15 protein-coding genes are annotated in these 16405 nt (G+C 68.6%); all 15 read left to right on the forward strand.

What is annotated here, in order from left to right; all coding sequences use genetic code 11:
• Positions 1 to 141 precede the first annotated feature (141 nt).
• The 15 genes from ACS0OT_RS02695 to pncB all read left to right on the forward strand — a co-directional run bounded on the left by ACS0OT_RS02695 (position 142) and on the right by pncB (position 16395).
• Entirely contained in the window at positions 142 to 1995 is a 1854-nt protein-coding gene (locus ACS0OT_RS02695) for a S8 family peptidase (protein WP_442256409.1), read from the forward strand.
• Positions 1996 to 2131: 136 nt separating this feature from the next.
• Complete coding sequence (gspE, locus tag ACS0OT_RS02700; protein ID WP_053499707.1) at positions 2132 to 3853, forward strand: type II secretion system ATPase GspE; 1722 nt, start codon at positions 2132 to 2134, stop codon at positions 3851 to 3853.
• Between the two features lie 24 nt (positions 3854 to 3877).
• On the forward strand, positions 3878 to 5098 hold the full coding sequence (gene xpsF, locus ACS0OT_RS02705; protein ID WP_005415224.1) for a type II secretion system protein XpsF: 1221 nt from the start codon (positions 3878 to 3880) through the stop codon (positions 5096 to 5098).
• Positions 5099 to 5147: 49 nt separating this feature from the next.
• A complete protein-coding gene (gspG, locus tag ACS0OT_RS02710) occupies positions 5148 to 5591 on the forward strand; it encodes a type II secretion system major pseudopilin GspG (protein WP_005415225.1) in 444 nt (147 codons plus the stop codon).
• A 6-nt stretch (positions 5592 to 5597) separates the two neighbouring features.
• Positions 5598 to 6092: a type II secretion system protein XpsH gene (gene xpsH / locus ACS0OT_RS02715; protein WP_049417201.1), complete on the forward strand. Its 495-nt coding sequence runs from the start codon at positions 5598 to 5600 to the stop codon at positions 6090 to 6092.
• Positions 6089 to 6508 carry a type II secretion system protein XpsI gene (xpsI, locus tag ACS0OT_RS02720; RefSeq protein ID WP_139726717.1) on the forward strand — a complete coding sequence of 140 codons (420 nt, stop codon included), beginning with the start codon at positions 6089 to 6091 and terminating at the stop codon, positions 6506 to 6508. Before xpsH ends, xpsI begins: the two co-directional genes overlap by 4 nt.
• Entirely contained in the window at positions 6505 to 7137 is a 633-nt protein-coding gene (locus tag ACS0OT_RS02725; protein ID WP_053499709.1) for a type II secretion system protein J, read from the forward strand. The genes xpsI and ACS0OT_RS02725 overlap by 4 nt, the downstream gene beginning before the upstream one ends.
• Positions 7134 to 7997, forward strand: coding sequence for a general secretion pathway protein GspK (locus tag ACS0OT_RS02730; RefSeq protein ID WP_070489722.1), 864 nt, complete (start codon positions 7134 to 7136; stop codon positions 7995 to 7997). Before ACS0OT_RS02725 ends, ACS0OT_RS02730 begins: the two co-directional genes overlap by 4 nt.
• Complete coding sequence (locus ACS0OT_RS02735) at positions 7994 to 9139, forward strand: PilN domain-containing protein (protein ID WP_065186246.1); 1146 nt, start codon at positions 7994 to 7996, stop codon at positions 9137 to 9139. The genes ACS0OT_RS02730 and ACS0OT_RS02735 overlap by 4 nt, the downstream gene beginning before the upstream one ends.
• Positions 9114 to 9821, forward strand: a complete 708-nt coding sequence (gene gspM, locus ACS0OT_RS02740; protein ID WP_065186245.1) for a type II secretion system protein GspM — start codon at positions 9114 to 9116, stop codon at positions 9819 to 9821. Before ACS0OT_RS02735 ends, gspM begins: the two co-directional genes overlap by 26 nt.
• Entirely contained in the window at positions 9811 to 10599 is a 789-nt protein-coding gene (locus ACS0OT_RS02745) for a general secretion pathway protein GspN (RefSeq protein ID WP_171957971.1), read from the forward strand. Before gspM ends, ACS0OT_RS02745 begins: the two co-directional genes overlap by 11 nt.
• A gap of 9 nt (positions 10600 to 10608) precedes the next feature.
• Positions 10609 to 12810, forward strand: a complete 2202-nt coding sequence (gspD, locus tag ACS0OT_RS02750) for a type II secretion system secretin GspD (protein WP_065186243.1) — start codon at positions 10609 to 10611, stop codon at positions 12808 to 12810.
• Positions 12811 to 13420: 610 nt separating this feature from the next.
• Positions 13421 to 14272: a glycosyltransferase family 2 protein gene (locus tag ACS0OT_RS02755; RefSeq protein WP_065196237.1), complete on the forward strand. Its 852-nt coding sequence runs from the start codon at positions 13421 to 13423 to the stop codon at positions 14270 to 14272.
• Positions 14269 to 15108: a glycosyltransferase family 2 protein gene (locus ACS0OT_RS02760; protein ID WP_065179816.1), complete on the forward strand. Its 840-nt coding sequence runs from the start codon at positions 14269 to 14271 to the stop codon at positions 15106 to 15108. Before ACS0OT_RS02755 ends, ACS0OT_RS02760 begins: the two co-directional genes overlap by 4 nt.
• A 108-nt stretch (positions 15109 to 15216) precedes the next feature.
• Positions 15217 to 16395: a nicotinate phosphoribosyltransferase gene (gene pncB, locus ACS0OT_RS02765; RefSeq protein ID WP_005415236.1), complete on the forward strand. Its 1179-nt coding sequence runs from the start codon at positions 15217 to 15219 to the stop codon at positions 16393 to 16395.
• Positions 16396 to 16405 lie beyond the last annotated feature (10 nt).

Here is a 16405-nt window from a genome sequence, read left to right on the forward strand (position 1 = left end):
GCGGCCACCCACGCCGGCGCCAAACCTGCAATCAGGGCCTGGGGGGAGGTCACGGCAATCCCGGCTGGGCCGGCCGGGAGTCGTCAAGGAATGATGGCCGCAGTGTTGGTTCGATCCATGACCCAGAAGAGGAATTTCGACGTGATCAAGAAGCAGAACCTTCGCATCAATGTGCTTGCCGCCGCCGTGCTGTCGATGACCGCGGTGGGTGCCGTCCACGCCGCCGGGTTGCCGACCCGTGAACCGGTGCGCCAGGCCAGCACCGCCGAGCCGGGCGCCGAGCGCATCATCGTCAAGTATCGTGCTGGCACCGCTGCGGCGGGCGACCGTTCGGCCAAGCTGTCCGCCGTGCAGTCCGCGCTGACCCGCGCCAGCCTGTCCGGTGGCACCGCCCGCGCCAGCACGCTTGGCCCGCAGGTCGTGCGCAAGCTCGGCGTCGGTGCCGACCTGATCCGCCTGCAGGGCCGCCTGGCGCCTGCGGAACTGCAGCGCGTGCTGAAGGAGCTGAAGGCCGATCCGGCCGTGCAGTACGCCGAGGCCGACGTGAAGCTGCGCCGCAGCGAACTGCGCGCCGGTGACGTGCAGCCGGCGCTGGCGCCGAATGACCCGTACTACCAGCAGTACCAGTGGCACCTGCACAACGCCACCGGTGGCATCAACGCACCGTCTGCGTGGGATGTATCGCAGGGCGAGGGCGTGGTGGTGGCGGTGCTCGACACCGGCATCCTGCCACAGCACCCGGACCTGGTCGGCAACCTGCTGGAAGGCTACGACTTCATCAGCGATGCCGAGACGTCGCGCCGTGCCACCAACGATCGCGTGCCGGGCGCGCAGGACTATGGCGACTGGGTCGAGAACGACAATGAGTGCTACACCGGCTCCGTCGCGGAGGACAGCTCCTGGCACGGTACCCATGTGGCCGGCACCGTGGCCGAGCAGACCAACAACGGCGTCGGCATGGCCGGTGTCGCGCACAAGGCCAAGGTGCTGCCGGTCCGCGTGCTCGGCAAGTGCGGTGGCTACCTTTCCGATATCGCCGACGCCATCACCTGGGCCTCCGGCGGCACCGTGGCGGGCGTGCCCGCCAATGCCAACCCGGCCGAGATCATCAACATGAGCCTGGGTGGAAGTGGCAGCTGTGACGGAACCTACCAGGATGCGATCAATGGCGCGATCTCGCGTGGCACCACCGTGGTCGTGGCGGCCGGCAACGAGACCGACAACGCATCCAAGTACCGTCCGGCCAGTTGCGACGGCGTAGTGACCGTCGGCGCCACCCGCATCACCGGCGGCATCACCTACTACTCCAACTACGGCACCCGCGTGGACCTGTCCGGTCCGGGTGGTGGCGGCAGCGTCGATGGCAATCCGGGCGGCTACGTCTGGCAGTCCGGTTCCGATGCGGCCACCACGCCGGAGTCAGGCAGCTACAGCTACATGGGCATGGGTGGCACGTCGATGGCCTCGCCGCACGTGGCTGCCGTCGCTGCACTGGTGCAGAGCGCGCTGATCGCCAAGGGCAAGGATCCGCTGGCCCCCGCCGCGATGCGCGCGCTGCTGAAGGAAACCGCGCGCCCGTTCCCGGTCAGTATCCCGGCCGCCACTCCGATCGGCACCGGCATCGTCGATGCCAAGGCGGCGCTGGCCAAGGCACTGGAAGAGCCGTGCACCGAGAACTGCGGGCCGGTGGCGACGCCGCTGACCAACAAGGCCGCCGTGGGGGGCCTGAACGGTACGGCCGGCAGCAGCCGCCTGTACAGCTTCGAGGCAGCCGCCGGAAAGCAGCTCAGCGTGATCACCTACGGTGGCACCGGCAACGTGTCGGTCTACATCGCCCAGGGACGCGAGCCGAGCGCCAGCGACAACGATGGCAAGTCGACCCGTCCCGGCACGTCCGAAACGGTACGGGTGAACAAGCCGGTGGCAGGCACCTACTACATCAAGGTGGTGGGCGAAGCGGCCTACAACGGCGTGAGCATCCTCGCCACGCAGTAAGCCTGACGTGTCGTAGTTGAACGGCCGAGGCCCGTCATCCTGTGTGACGGGCTTCGTCTTTTTACGAAAGCTGGCCGCAGGGCGGCGGAAATCATGGCTTAACTGCTAAAGTCGGTCCGATTGACAGGAGAGTCACGTGAACGCGCTCGCTGCAACCGTTACCGACGATGCCGAAGGCCGCATCCTGGATGCGCTGCTGGCACGCGGCCGGCTCAAGGAAGGAGACCTGGCGCGCGCGCGGCCGCTGCACGCCGAGGCCGGCGGCAGCCTGCTGGGCCTGCTGGTGCGCCTGGGCCTGGTGTCTGAACGCGACCAGGCACAGGCCAGCGCCGAGGTGCTGGGCCTGCCGCTGCTGGAGGGCAAACAGGTGCCGGAGGCCCCGCCGCAGGCGCTGGCCGAGGGACTGCCGCTGTCGCTGCGTTTCCTGAAGCAGTTCCATGTGTGCCCGCTGGAGCTGAATGAACACGGGGTGCGTCTGTGGCTGGCCGATGCCCACGATGCCTATCCGCAGCAGGCCGTGCAGTTGGCGCTGGGGGTTCCGGTGACACCGGTGCTGGGCATGCGCGCGGAGATCGATGACCTGGTCGAGCGCTGGTTCGGCCAGGGCCGCAGCGCGATGGGCGCGATCGTGGAAACCGCCGATGGCGAAGGCGGCGCGGTCGACGATATCGAGCACCTGCGCGACCTCGCTTCGGAAGCGCCGGTGATCCGTCTGGTCAACCTGGTGATCCAGCGTGCGGTGGAACTGCGCGCTTCGGATATCCATGTCGAACCGTTCGAGAGCCGGTTGAAGGTCCGCTACCGGGTCGATGGCGTGCTGGTGGAGGGCGAAAGCCCGCCGGCCAACCTCACCGCCGCGGTGATCAGCCGCATCAAGATCATGGCCCGGCTCAACATCGCCGAGCGCCGCCTGCCGCAGGACGGCCGCATCATGCTGCGCGTGCAGGGCAAGGAGCTGGACCTTCGCGTGAGTACCGTGCCCACCGCGCATGGCGAAAGCGTGGTGATGCGCCTGCTGGACCGCGAAACGGTGGTCTTCGATTTCCACCGGCTCGGCTTCACCGACGCCTTCCTGCCGCAGTTCCGCAAGGTACTGGAACAGCCGCACGGCATCCTGCTGGTGACCGGCCCGACCGGCTCGGGCAAGACCACCACGCTGTACACCGCGCTGAGCCAGCTCAACACCGCCGACGTCAAGATCATCACGGTGGAAGATCCGGTCGAATACCAGATCGAGGGCATCAACCAGATCCAGGCCAAGCCGCAGATCGGCCTGGATTTCGCCAACGCGCTGCGCAGCATCGTCCGCCAGGATCCGGACATCATCATGATCGGTGAAATGCGCGACCTGGAAACCGCGCGCATCGCCATCCAGTCGGCATTGACCGGCCACCTGGTACTGTCCACCCTGCACACCAACAATGCGGCCGGTGGCATCACCCGCCTGCTCGACATGGGCGTGGAGGATTACCTGCTCACCTCGACCATCAACGGCATCCTCGCCCAGCGCCTGGTGCGCCGGCTGGAGCCGACCCATGCCGAACGCTACGCAGCCTCGCCAGAGGAGATCGAACGCTTCGAGCTGCGCCGCCTGCAGCCGGAGGGACCGATCCACCTTTACCGCCCGAAGCCCTCGGCGCTGGCGCCGACCGGCTACCTGGGGCGTACCACCATCATGGAATTCCTGGTGATGAACGATGCGCTGCGGCGTGCGGTGATGCGTCGCGATGGCATGGGCGAGATCGAGCGCATCGCCCGCGAAGCCGGCATGCGCACCATGTACGAGGATGGCCTGTCCAAGGCGCTGAGCGGACAGACCACCATCGAGGAAGTGCTGCGCGTGACCGAGGAAAGCTGATGCGCGCAGGACGCCGGGGCTGACATGCCGAACTACCGCTACAAGGCGCTCAATCCGCACGGTGAGGTCTTCGACGGGCAGATGGAAGCGGCCAGCGAGGCCGAGCTGATCGCGCGCCTGCAGGACCAGGGCCACCTGCCGATGGAGACGCAGCTGGCCGACGCCGGCGCGATCGGCGGCCGCAGCTGGCGCAACCTGCTGCAGCAGCGCCCCCTGCAGGGCGCCGCCCTGCTGCAGTTCACCCAGCAGCTGGCGACCCTGCTCGGTGCCGGCCAGCCGCTGGACCGCGCGCTGTCGATCCTGCTGGGGTTGCCCGAGGACGAACGATCGCGCCGCGCGATCACCGACATCCGCGACGTGGTGCGCGGCGGTGCACCGCTGTCCACCGCGCTGGAACGCCAGCATGGGCTGTTCTCGCGCCTTTACGTGAACATGGTGCGCGCCGGCGAAGCCGGCGGCAGCCTGCATGAAACCCTGCAACGCCTGGCCGACTACCTGGAGCGCAGCCGCGCGCTGCAGGGCAAGGTCATCAACGCGCTGGTCTACCCGGCGATCCTGCTGGTGGTGGTGGGCGGTGCGCTGCTGTTCCTGCTTGGCTACGTGGTGCCGCAGTTCGCGCAGATGTACGAGAGCCTGGACGTGGCGCTGCCGTGGTTCACCAATGCGGTGCTGCAGCTGGGCCTGTTCGTGCGCGACTGGTGGGTGCTGCTGCTGGTGGTGCCGGCGCTGCTGGCGCTGTTCTTCGAGCGCAAGGCGCGGCAACCGGCGTTCCGGCTGGCGCTGGATGGCTGGCTGCTGCAGCGCCGTGGCATCGGCCGTCTCGTCGGTGAACTGGAGACCGCGCGCCTGGCGCGCACGCTGGGCACCCTGCTGCGCAACGGCGTGCCCCTGCTGGGCGCACTGGGCATCGCGCGCAACGTACTGGGCAACCGCGCGCTGGCCGCCGATGTGGAAGCGGCCGCCGATGAAGTGAAAAATGGTGCCGGCCTCTCGCTGGCACTGTCGCGCGGCAAGCGCTTCCCGCGCCTGGCCCTGCAGATGATCCAGGTCGGCGAGGAATCCGGCGCCCTCGATACCATGCTGCTGAAGGCCGCCGACACCTTCGAACAGGATAGTGCCCGGCGCATCGACCGCCTGCTGGCGGCGATGGTGCCGGCGATCACCCTGGTGCTGGCCTCGGTGGTGGGCGCGGTGATCGTGGCCGTGCTGGTGCCGCTGTACGACCTGACCAATGCCATCGGTTGACGATGGCACTCCCTGCAACCCCGACACTCCGTAACTGAAAGGACCGTCCATGATTGCCCGTCGCCGACCGATCCGCCTTTCCTTCACTGCCGCGCGCAACCAGTCGGGCATGAGCCTGCTGGAAATCATCATCGTCATCGTGCTGATCGGCGCGGTGCTGACCCTGGTCGCCAGCCGCGTGCTGGGCGGTGCCGACCGTGGCAAGGCCAACATCGCCAAGGCGCAGGTGCAGACCGTGGCGTCCAAGATCGACAACTACCAGATCGACACCGGCAAGCTGCCCGGCTCGCTCAATGACCTGGTGACCGCACCGGCCGGTGTTGGCGGCTGGCTCGGCCCGTACGCCAAGCCGGCCGACCTGAACGACCCGTGGGGCCACGCCCTGGAATACCGCGCACCGGGCGAAGGCCAGCCGTATGAGCTGGTCAGCCTGGGCAAGGATGGCAAGGCCGGCGGTAGCAGCGTCGACGCTGACATCCGCTACCAGCCGTAACCGCGCATGACGTATTTCCTGCCGCGCCGGTTGCCCCACCCGCGCCTGCACGGCAGGCGCGCGGCGGGACTGTCGCTGCTGGAAATGCTGCTGGTGATCGCACTGATCGCGGCGATCGGCCTGATCACCGCCGCTGGCCTGTCGCGCGGTTTCGCCGGCATGCAGCTGCGCAGCGCCGGCAAGGACATCGCCAGCCAGCTGCGCATGGTGCGCGCGCAGGCAATCGCCCGCGGCGAACCGCAGCGCTTCGTCATCGAGCCGGCGCGGCGGCGCTGGGAGGGCGCCAACCAGCGCCACGGTGAGGTGCCCGCACAGCTGCAGGTGCAGTTCGAAGGCGCCGCGCAGCTGGCCACCGCGCCGGGGCAGGGCGTGATCGAATTCCATCCCGATGGTGGCTCCAGCGGCGGCCGCATCCGGTTGCAGCGCGACGGCGCCGAATGGCGCGTCGACGTCGGCTGGCTCACCGGTGAGGTCCGCTCCGGCCCCTGGCGGGCGCAATGAAGCGGCGCGCGCGTGGCTTCACCCTGCTGGAAGTGATCATCGCCTTCGCCCTGCTGGGCCTGGCGTTGACCCTGCTGCTGGGCAGCCTGTCCGGCGGCGCAAAACAGGTGCGCGATGCCGAGCTGCGCACGCGCGCGGTGCTGCATGCACAGTCGTTGCTGGCCGAGGCCGGCGTTGACGCACCGCTGCAGGTGGGCAGCCAGCAGGGTGACTGGGAACAGGGGCGCTATCACTGGGAACTGCAGGTTCAGCCGTGGGTGGAACCACGCGCTGGCAATGTCGTGCAGGCCTCGTCACCGGGGACCCCATGGCTGGCAGAGCTGCAATTGCAGGTGCGTTGGGGTGACAGCGAGCGCGAGCAGCTGCGCTGGCGCAGCCTGCGCCTGTTGCCGCCCGACCTGGAGAATGCACGGTGAGGCGCCGCGCCGCAGGTTTCACCCTGGTCGAAGTGATGCTGGCCACCGTGCTGCTGGCCGGCGGCCTGGCGTTGGCCTTTGCCAGCGTGCGCTCGGCGATGGCGGTCAGCCAGCGTGGCGAGCAGATCGCCGCCGAGAGCGAACGCATGCGCGCGGTCGAGTCCTTGCTTCGCAGGCAGCTGGCGGGCGCGTTGCGCACCCCGCTTGAGGTTCCGGACCCCACCCGCGAACCGATCTTCTTCCAGGGGGAGGAGCAACGCATGTTGTTCGCCGCCGACCTGCCCGGCTACCTCGGCCGTGGCGGCCCCTACCTGCACGCGCTGCAGGTCGACGGACGCGATGGCCAACAGCGCCTGCTGCTGGACCTGGTGCTGCTGCAGGAAGGCGAGCGCATCGCCGAGAATCCACCGCGCCCGCCCGAGGTGCTGGTGGAGAACCTGAAGTCGGTGCAGCTGCGCTATCGGGGTATCGATGCCAGCACTGGGCAGGTGACCGACTGGATGCCGCGCTGGGACGACACCCGCCGCCTGCCGATGCTGGTGGAGATCCAGATCGTGCCGGCCCGTGGAGCGCCGTGGCCACCGCTGGTGGTGGCGCTGCGCGCCGGTGGCAGCGGAGGCGCGCGATGAGGCGTCAGGCTGGGGCGGCATTGGTGCTGGTGCTGTGGCTGATCGCGTTGATGACCGCGCTGGTCGGCGCATTCGCGCTGAGCGCACGGGTCGAACACCTGCAGCAGCGCGTGCTGGATGACGATGCACGCGGGCAGGAACGTGCGCGTGCCGGCCTCGAATATGCCCTGCTGCGCCTGTCGGCCGATCCGCAGCGCGCGCCCTGGCGTGCCGATGGCCGGACCTATCGCTGGCAGTTCGACGACGCCAGCATCGAGATCAAGGTGCTGGACGAGAACGGCAAGATCAACCTGAACCTGGCCGACGCCGCGCTGCTGGCCGCCTTCCTCAAGGCGCTGGGTGAAGACGATGCCCAGGCCCGGCAGCTGGCGGCGGCCATCATCGACTGGCGTGACGAGGACAGCCTGCTGCAGCCGGGCGGTGGTGCTGAAGCGCAGGACTACGCCGCAGCCGGGTTGCCCTATGGCCCACGCAACAAGCGCTTCGAGACCCTGGGCGAGCTGCAGCGCGTGCTGGGCATGCGCGGCACGCTGTACCGGGCGATGTTGCCGCACCTGACCCTGTACAGCCGCCAGGCCCGGCCGGATCCGCAGTTCGCCAGTGCGCCGGTGCTGACCGCGCTGGGGCTGGATGCGGACAGGGTGATGGCGCAGCGCGCACAGCAGGAGCGTGATGCAGATTCCGCTGGTGGTACGACAACGCTTGCCAGCAGCAGCGGCACCTATAGTATCGAGTCCGCTGCCATCGACAGCAGTGGACGCAGGTCGGTGTTGCAGGCAGTGGTACGCAGTGGCTCGGGCGGGGTTCCCGGGCGGACCTACACAGTGCTTCGCTGGGAGCAGGGAATGACAGCAAGATGACGGCGTGGCAGGACAGTCTGCGGCAAGTGCAGGGCCGGATCGGCCCGGGTGCTGGCCGCTTCCTGCGCTGGTGGCGGCAGTCGCTGCTGGCCTGGGTACCGGTGCGCTGGCAATGGGCGTTGGGCTGGGGCCAGGCCCGCCTGTTGCTGCAGCCTGAGAGCGACCAGCTGCAGGTCTGGCGTGAGGCCGGTGAACGCCGCGAAGTGGTGGCGCGCCTGCCGTGGCCGCTGTCGCCGGTGGAACTGGACCGGGTACTCGAGCCGCGCCTGCGCAGCCTGCCCCGGGTGTGGCTGCTGCCCGCGGCGGATGTGCTGCGGCGCACGCTGCGCCTGCCCGCCGCGGCGGCTGACCGCCTGCGTGCCGTGGTCGGTTTCGAAATCGACCGGCAGACCCCGTTCGAAGCGTCCCAGGTCAGCTATGACGTGCGTGAACTCGGCGCGGGCGGCGAAGGGCAGTTGCAGGTCGAACTGGTGGCGTGGCCACTGCGGCAGCTGGAAGCATGGCGCACGCGGGTGGGCCAATGGGCCGATGCGCTGGCCGGCGTCGATGCCATCGATGCGCAGGGCAACGTGTTGCAGGTGAACCTGCTGCCGCCCGCGCAGCGCCAATTGCGGCCAGACCCGATGCGGCGCTGGAACCTGCTGCTGGCAGCGGCATCCGTCGTGATGCTGGTACTGGCCGCGGTGCAGTTGCTGGACAACCGCCAGGCCGCCGCCGACGAACTGCGTGCGCAGGTCGAGCGCAGCGCGCGCAGCGCGCGTGGCGTGGCCAGCGAACGCGCGCAGCTGCAGGCGCTGATCGATGGTGCTGCGTTCCTTGAGAAGCAGCGCAACCAGCGCGCCGGTACGGTGGAGATCTGGAACGAACTGACCCGGCGCCTGCCGGAAGGCACCTACCTGGAAAAGCTGGCGATCGAGAACAACAACCTGCAGCTGATCGGCCTGAGCCGCGAAGCATCGCAGCTGGTGCAGCTGCTGCAGGATGCACCGCAGTGGCGCAAGGTCAACCTGACCGGGGTGCTGCAGGCCGATGGCGCGGCCAGTGGCCGCGACCGCTTCACCATGACCGCCGAACTGCAGCCGTTGCCGGCCGCAGCACCGACCCCGGAGGCGGCCGATGCCGATGCCAAGCGCACGCCGTGATCGCTGGTTGGCGCTGGCACTGCTGCTGGCAGTGCTGGGCCTGGCTTATCTGCTGCTGGTGCACCCCTGGTTCACCCAGCCGCTGCGTGCGATCGATGCCGATGTCGCCGCCCTGCGCGAACGCGAGTCGCGCGTGCAGGCGCAGCTGCAGCAGCAGCCGCAGATCGAACAGCGCCTTCGCGCTACCCGCGAGGCACTGCAGCAGCGGCCAGGCTTCCTGCGCGAAGCCACTGCCGAAGCTGCCGCCGCTGCATTGGGCGCCCGGCTGCAGGATGCGGTGGCGATGGCCAGCCCGGGCAACCGCAGCTGCACCATCAGCAACCGCACGCCGCTGACCGACAACCGGCGCGATGCCGAGTTCGTGCGCGTCGCCATGCAGGTGCGCCTGCGCTGCGGCGTGGCCGAACTGGCCACCGTGCTGCACAGCCTCGAAACCGGCAGCCCCCGCCTGTTCGTCGACAACCTCAACCTGATCGCGCAGCGCTTCCAGCAATCGCCGAACGAATCGGGGCTGGGCCTGGATGTGTCCTTCGAGCTGGCCGGCTATCTGCTGCCAGGCGCCGCCGCCGACGGCACGGTACCGGCACCCGCTGCGGCACCGTCCACGTCGCCGGCCGAGGCCACGCCTGCGCCCCAGCCGGCGCCCCCGTCCGAAGGGCCGGAGGTGGCCGATGAAGCTTGAGCAGATCAGCCTGCGTACCGGCTTCCTGCTGGCACTGGCCGGCTGGGCGGCGGCGGTCTGGCTGTCAACCGTGTTCGGGCTGGGCAGCCAGCTGCCGGGCGCCGACGGTGATGCCGACGCCGCGCCATCGCTGCCATCGCTGCCGCCGCTGGCGGCCGAGCGCATGGCCAGCGCCGACAGCTACAGCGCGATCGGTGAGCGCCCGCTATTCGCCGAAGACCGCAGACCGCGGCCCTATCTGCTGGGGGGCAGCGAACCGGCGGCCAGTGCCGCGTTGCGCCTGACCGGCGTGCTGCTGACCGGCAATTTCGGCATGGCTACGTTCACCACCGAACAGAACCGCTCGCTGCGCCTGCGCCTGAACGGCGAAGCCGTGGATGGCTGGCAGCTGGTGGCGCTGCAGCCGCGCCAGGCCACGGTGATCGGCCCCGGTGGCAACCAGGTCCTGGAACTGGCGGTGTTCAACGGCCAGGGCGGTGAGCCGCCGACGGTGCTGCGCGGTGCCAACGGTGTACCGCCTGCAGGCGCGATCGTCGTGCCGCCTTCGGCGGGTGCTCCGCCGGCGCCGCCACCGGTCGCGGCAACCCCATCGACGCCGCCCGCCGGCAATGCCCCCACGCCTGCGGCGTCAGCTGCAAAAACACCACCGGCCAACAACAACGGTCCCAGCGAAGCGCAGATGCAGGCCATCCGCGAACGCATCCAGGCCCGCCGCCGCCAGCTGCAACAACAGCAGCAACAACCGTCGCCGCCCCCGGGCGATGGCACCAACCGATAGAGTGAATGCATGAACCTGCGTTTTCTTCCCTGGTCCTTTGCCCTCGCGCTGCTGGTCGGCTGCAGTACGGTGTCCGCGCCGCACGTGCAGCGCAACGGCAACCTGTCGCCCAGTGCCGATGCCGGCCAGGCAGCCGACGTCGCCGCCGATGCCGCCCGCGAGAGCCAGGGCGCACCGCAGGCGGTGATCCGCCGCGGCACCGGCACCATGATCAACCGTGAGGCCGCGCGCGCACCGGCACCGGCGCTGCATGGCGCCAGCACCGGCGAGGCCACCTTCAACTTCGAAGGCGAATCGCTGCATGCGGTGGTCAAGGCCATCCTTGGTGACATGCTTGGCCAGAACTACGTGATCGCACCGGGCGTGCAGGGCACGGTCACCCTGGCCACGCCCAAGCCGGTCTCGCCGGCGCAGGCGCTGAACCTGCTGGAGATGGTGCTGGGCTGGAACAACGCACGCATGGTCTACAGCGGTGGGCGCTACAACATCGTCGCCGCCGACCAGGCGCTGGCCGGCACGGTCGCGCCGAGCACCGCGCCGGCGGCCAGCGCACGCGGCTTCGAGGTCCGCGTGGTCCCCCTGCAGTTCATCTCGGCCACCGAGATGAAGAAGGTGCTGGAGCCGTATGCGCGCCCCAACGCCATCGTCAACGTGGACAGCGGCCGCAACGTGATCACCCTCGGTGGTACGCGCGCAGAACTGGAAAACTACCTGCGCACCGTCGAGATCTTCGACGTCGACTGGTTGTCGGGGATGTCGGTGGGCGTGTTCCCGATCCAGTCGGGCAAGGCTGAGCAGGTCGCGGCCGACCTGGAAAAGGTGTTCGGCGAAGAGAGCAAGACGCCCAGTGCTGGCATGTTCCGTTTCCTGCCGCTGGAGAACGCCAACGCCGTGCTGGTGATCACGCCGCAGGTACGCTACCTGGACCAGATCCAGCAGTGGCTGGATCGCATCGACACCGCAGGTGGCAGCGCCCGCCTGTTCTCCTACGAGCTGCGCTACATCAAGGCACGCGACCTGGCCGAGCGCCTCAGCGAGGCCTTCGCCAGCAGTGGCAACCGCGGCGGCTCCGGCCCGGCCTCGCTGGCACCGGGCGCCATCCCGTCGCAGCTGGGCGGTGACGGCGATCGTGGCATGGACAACAACAGCAGCACCCTCGGCTCGACGCTGGGCGGGAGCAGTGGCAGTAGCAGCAGCAACGGCAGCCTGAACCTGCCGCAGCGCCAGCCCGGCAACGTCAGTGTCAGCCTGGAAGTGGAGGGCGACCGCGTCGGCGTGTCGGCGGTGGAGGAGACCAACACCCTGCTGGTTCGCTCGACGCCGCAGGCCTGGCGCTCGATCCGCGAGGTGATCGAGAAGCTGGACGTGATGCCGCTGCAGGTGCACATCGAGGCACAGGTGGCCGAAGTCGCGCTGACCGGTGACCTGAAGTATGGCGTGAACTGGTTCTTCGACAACGCCGTGGCTGGTCGCGCGCTGACCGGCGCACTGGCAGGCCTGACCCTGCCGCCGGCAGCGGGCGGTTCGTGGAATACCTTCGCCGGCGGTGTCACCGGCAACGACGGCGTGGGTTGGGCGTTCACCGGCCACAACGCGGCCGCCGTGGTCAGCGCGCTGGACAAGGTCACCGACCTGCGCCTGCTGCAGACACCGTCGGTGTTCGTGCGCAACAACGCCGAGGCCACGCTCAACGTTGGCGACAAGGTGCCGATCAACACCACCACGGTGAACACCGGCGTGGGCACCAGCACCTACAGCTCGGTGCAGTACATCGACACGGGCGTGATCCTCAAGGTACGCCCGCGCGTGACCCGCGATGGCACTGTGTTCCTGGATATCGTGCAGGAGGTCAGCAGCGCCTCCGACGTGCCGGACGCCTGCAACCCGAACGAGCGCAACTGCAACCCGCGCATCTCGACCAAGAAGCTGTCCACCGAAGCGGCGGTACAGAGCGGCGACACCATCATGCTGGCGGGCCTGATCACCGACTCGGCCACCGATGGCAGCAGCGGCATTCCGGGCCTGAGCAGGATTCCGGTGGTCGGTGCGTTGTTCGGGCAGAAGACCCGCACCAGCCGTCGTTCGGAAGTGATCGTGCTGCTGACCCCGACCATCGTCCGCAACAGCCAGGAATCGCGCAACCTGACCGATGAGTACAGCAAGCGCTTCCGCGCGATGGAGCCGCTGAACCAGCCGCGCGCGAAGAAGTAAGGGGTTTACGGCCGGGCGGCGCCCGGCACCCGCAGAGGCTGAAGCTGGAGCAACGGCAACAGCAACAGCAACAGCAACAGCGGGTTTACTGAGGGATGGCGGGGCACTGTGGGTTTGCGGGGACGCCGTGAATACGTCCATGTAGGCTTGGTCGCCGCATCCATGCGGCTCACACCCCGCAAACCTACAGTGCCCCGCCTTCGACAGTTTCCTGCTGCTGTTGGTAGGTGTCGACCTTGGTCGACACGATCCACGCCATGCGTGGATGACTCTCCATCGAAATCGAATATTTCGAGATCCGAAACATCTGAGCCGAGCATGGCTCGGCTCTACAGAAGGTAGGGCCGACAGATCGCGGAAAACTGTCGAAGGCGGGGTGGGTCCGGTTGTGGGGGCGTGAGCCGCATGGATGCGGCGACCGAGCCTACAGGGACGTATTTACGGCGTCCCCCGCAACCGGACCCACCCCGCCATCCCCCCAGGAACCCAGCTTTTGCTCCGGCTGTTGCTTCGGCTCTGGCTCTGGCTCTGGCCTCTGCGGGTGCCGGGTGCAACCCGGCCGATACCCTCCCGGTGCTACGCTGTGGCCACCGACAACCACGGAGGCGGGATGGGGGCGATCGTGTTGTTGCCGCTGTGCGTGGACGATGCCGCGCTCGACCGCTGCCTGGCCGCACTGGATGCCGGCACCGCGCCGGGCACCGCGGTCTGGCTGGCCGATGACGCGCAGGCAGGGCCGCGTGCGCAGGCCGTGGTCGAGCACTGGTTGGCGCATACGCCGCTGCAGGCCGAGTACACCCGGCGCGCGCGCCCACTGGGCGAGGTTGCCCATCTGGACGAGATGCTGCGCGCCTGCGATGGCCTGGACGTGGCCGTGCTGGCGCCGGACAGCGTGCCGTCGCCCGGTTGGTTGCAGCAGTTGCAGGATGCCTTCGCCCGCGATGCCGCCATTGCCACCGCGACCCCCTGGTGCAATGCCGGCGAGACCGCGGCGTGGCCACGGCTGGGCGAGATCAATCCCGAACCCCATGACCCGGCCTTGCTGGCGCATACCTGCGCCACGTTGCCGACGCTTCACCCGGAGCTGCCATCGGCGGTCACCCACGCGGTGCTGGTACGTGGCAACGCTCGCCGCCGTGCCGGTGGCCTGGACGTGGACAGCTATGCCGGCTGGAATGCCGCGCTGGTCGACCTGAGCCTGCGCATGGCGGGCCTGGGGTGGCGCAACGTGTTGTGCGAGACCGCGTTCGTCGGCCGGGCAGGAGAGGCGGTCAGCCGCGATGGCGATCTGGAGGCCCTGGCCGCGCGCTGGCCGGCCTGGGTGCCGCGGCTGGCCGATTTCCTGATGCACGATCCACTGCACGGTCTGCGTGCCGACCTGCAGCAGCGCATGCGGCAGGCGATAATGCCGAAGGAACAGGGCGACCTGTTCGTCCCGCCCGCGCCGGAGCCTCCCGTTTGAATGCAGCCATTGCCGCCATCGTCGTCACCTACCAGAGTGGCAGCACCATCGATGCCTGCCTGTCGCGCCTGCGCCAGGCGCAGGACATCGCCGAGATCCGGGTGATCGACAATGGTTCGCTGGATGGCACGCTGGACATCGTGCAGCGGCACGCCAGCCATGACCCGCGCGTGCGCTTCGTCGGCAATCCGGACAATCCCGGCTTTGCCGCCGCCAACAACCAGGGCGTGGCCGACTCGCACAGCCCATGGCTGGCCTTCATCAACCCGGACCTGATGATTGAGCCGGACACCCTGACCGAACTGCGCAGCCGTGGTGAGGTGCTGGGCGATTGCCTGCTGGGCGTGGAGCAGGTGGACGAGCACGGCCACGCCGATGAAGCGGTGCGCCGTCGCGATCCGGATTTCCTGCTGATGCTGCGCTCGCCGGGCAAGGGTTCGAAGCTGGCGGTTCCGCGCGATCCGCACCAGGCCGTGCAGCCGGTGCCGGCGTTGTCCGGTGCGCTGCTGATGATGCCGCGTACCCTGTTCGAGCGCATCGGTGGCTGGGATGCGGGTTACCGCCTGCATGCCGAGGACCTGGATCTGTGCCGCCGCGCACGCGAGGCCGGCGCGGTGGTGGCGATCGCCAACGACCTGCAGGTTACCCATGTGCGCGGCGTCTCCAGCCGTTCGCGGCCATTCTTCGTGGAATGGCACAAGCACAGGGGGCTGTGGCGTTACTTCCAGAAGTTCGAGGCCAGGCAGCGCTCGCTGCCGGTACGCGTTGCGGTGTGGGCCGCGATCTGGGCGCATGCGGCGATGCTGGTGCCGCGCCTGCTGCGCAGGTCGTTGTAGCGCCGCAGGAGCATCCACGCATGGCGTGGATCTACCAATGCTGTTCCCCGTGAGCCGAGCGTGGCCGGAGGCACCCCGGTTCACCCTGCCGGGCGCATAATCCGCCCTATGCCTATCATCCAGTCCCTGCTCGACACCGACCTGTACAAGTTCACCATGATGCAGGCGGTGCTGCACCAGCACCCCGGCGCCCAGGTGCAGTACCGGTTCAAGTGCCGTACGCCCGGCATCGACCTGGCCCGCTACATCGACCAGATCGACGAAGAAATCGACCACCTGTGCAGCCTGCGCTTCAGTGACGCGGAGCTGGACTACATGCGTGGCCTGCGCTTCGTGAAGCCGGATTTCGCCGATTTCCTCGGCCTGTTCCACCTCGACCGCAAGTACATCCAACTGCGTGCGTCGACGGCCGTGCCCGGCGAGATCGAACTGGACATCACCGGCCCGTGGCTGCACACCATCCTGTTTGAAGTGCCGCTGCTGGCGATCATCAACGAAGTCTGGTTCCGCAACACCACCACGGCCGACTTCGCCGAAGGCGAGCGCCGCCTGCAGGCCAAGGCCGCGCTGCTGCGCGATACCCCCGGCTTCGAACAATGCCGCATCGCCGACTATGGCAGCCGTCGCCGCTACTCGCGTGACTGGCATGCCCGGCTGCTGCCGCTGCTGCGCGACGCGCTCGGCCCGCAGCTGGTCGGCACCAGCAACGTCCATTTCGCGCGCCTGTACGGCATGACCCCGCACGGCACCATGGCCCACGAGTACCTGCAGGCGTTCCAGGCGCTCGGCCCGCGCCTGCGTGATTCGCAGGTGGCGGCACTGGAATCCTGGGCGCGCGAGTACCGCGGCGACCTCGGCATCGCGTTGTCCGATGTGGTCGGCCTGGACGCGTTCCTGCGCGACTTCGACATGTATTTCTGCAAGCTGTTCGACGGTGTGCGCCATGACTCAGGCGATCCGTTCGACTGGGGTGACCGCATGCTGGCGCACTTCCAGCAGCGCCGGGTCGATCCGCGCAGCAAGGTGCTGGTGTTCAGCGATGGGCTCGACATCGCCAAGGTCATGCGCCTGTACGACTACTTCCGCGGTCGCTGCCAGGTCGCGTTCGGTGTCGGCACCCACCTGACCAATGACCTGGGCCCGACACCGCTCAACATCGTCATCAAGATGGTCCGCTGCAACGGCCAGCCGGTGGCCAAGCTCAGCGATTCGCCGGGCAAGAGCATGTGCGACGACCCGGGCTACCTGGCCTACCTGCGCCAGGTCTTCGAGCTGCCGCCGGCGTAAATACGTCGGC

It is taken from the genome of Stenotrophomonas maltophilia group sp. RY12688 (assembly GCF_052149045.1).
GTDB lineage: Bacteria > Pseudomonadota > Gammaproteobacteria > Xanthomonadales > Xanthomonadaceae > Stenotrophomonas > Stenotrophomonas sepilia.

Coding starts and splice junctions, on each gene's coding strand:
- xpsF (WP_005415224.1), top strand. CDS start 3,878: ATGCCGAACTACCGCTACAAGGCGCTCAATCCGCACGGTGAGGTCTTC.
- gspG (WP_005415225.1), top strand. CDS start 5,148: ATGATTGCCCGTCGCCGACCGATCCGCCTTTCCTTCACTGCCGCGCGC.
- xpsH (WP_049417201.1), top strand. CDS start 5,598: ATGACGTATTTCCTGCCGCGCCGGTTGCCCCACCCGCGCCTGCACGGC.
- xpsI (WP_139726717.1), top strand. CDS start 6,089: ATGAAGCGGCGCGCGCGTGGCTTCACCCTGCTGGAAGTGATCATCGCC.
- ACS0OT_RS02730 (WP_070489722.1), top strand. CDS start 7,134: ATGAGGCGTCAGGCTGGGGCGGCATTGGTGCTGGTGCTGTGGCTGATC.
- ACS0OT_RS02735 (WP_065186246.1), top strand. CDS start 7,994: ATGACGGCGTGGCAGGACAGTCTGCGGCAAGTGCAGGGCCGGATCGGC.
- gspM (WP_065186245.1), top strand. CDS start 9,114: ATGCCGATGCCAAGCGCACGCCGTGATCGCTGGTTGGCGCTGGCACTG.
- ACS0OT_RS02745 (WP_171957971.1), top strand. CDS start 9,811: ATGAAGCTTGAGCAGATCAGCCTGCGTACCGGCTTCCTGCTGGCACTG.
- gspD (WP_065186243.1), top strand. CDS start 10,609: ATGAACCTGCGTTTTCTTCCCTGGTCCTTTGCCCTCGCGCTGCTGGTC.
- ACS0OT_RS02755 (WP_065196237.1), top strand. CDS start 13,421: ATGGGGGCGATCGTGTTGTTGCCGCTGTGCGTGGACGATGCCGCGCTC.
- pncB (WP_005415236.1), top strand. CDS start 15,217: ATGCCTATCATCCAGTCCCTGCTCGACACCGACCTGTACAAGTTCACC.